Here is a 634-nt window from a genome sequence, read left to right as displayed (position 1 = left end):
ATCAGCTCGCGGAACATCGCGTGCCGTTCCATCCAGAACCGGACCATCTCGCCGAAGTTCTCGTGGCCCTCCCAGTCCGCGCGCGGATAGGCGTCACGCAGCACGCGCAGCGCCTCGGGCAGGCCATCACGCCGCTCCAGATCCCAGTCCGCCATTCGCGTTCCCCGTTGCCGTCGCCCCTCACCTAGCCCCGCGGCCCGGCGGCGCCAAGTCCCTGTTCAGGTTTCGTTAACCTTGCCTGCCGTATCCTTGCCCGAGGAGGCGTCATGGTTATCCTGCGGATCGTTCTGCTGATTCTGTTGGCTGCCGGGCAGGCGGCGGGCGGCGCGTGGCCGCGTGGCGAGGGCAACACCTTCGCCGCGCTTTCCTACACGCTCAGCGACGAACCGCCGGCCATCGGCACATCCGGTTTCGACCCCAACGGCTACCTGTCGCTGTTCGTCGAGCACGGGCGGACCGACCGGCTGACCTTCGGGCTGGAGGCCGGGCGGGCGGATACCGGCGACTACAAGGCGTTTCCGGGTCTTCCCTCTTAGCTCGTCATCCGTGAACTATAGCTGGCAACGCTCATGAGCGTCACGCCGCGGCCTTTTCCTGTGCACATGATGGGCTGCGGCCGTAGAAAACGGCCAGC

At 66.7% G+C, this 634-nt stretch carries 1 protein-coding gene; it reads left to right on the top strand.

What is annotated here, in order from left to right:
* Positions 1-266: 266 nt before the first annotated feature.
* On the top strand, positions 267-536 hold the full coding sequence (locus P1J78_RS25105; RefSeq protein WP_275570097.1) for a hypothetical protein: 270 nt from the start codon (positions 267-269) through the stop codon (positions 534-536).
* The last annotated feature ends 98 nt before the right edge of the window (positions 537-634 follow it).

It is taken from the genome of Psychromarinibacter sediminicola, from assembly GCF_029168335.1.
Lineage (GTDB): Bacteria > Pseudomonadota > Alphaproteobacteria > Rhodobacterales > Rhodobacteraceae > Psychromarinibacter > Psychromarinibacter sediminicola.
Note: the sequence above shows the minus strand (reverse complement) of the source record. Positions and strands in the feature narration are given on the sequence as shown.

Excerpts from the sequence above, each read along its gene's own strand:
- P1J78_RS25105 (WP_275570097.1), top strand. The coding sequence starts at position 267 with ATGGTTATCCTGCGGATCGTTCTGCTGATTCTGTTGGCTGCCGGGCAG.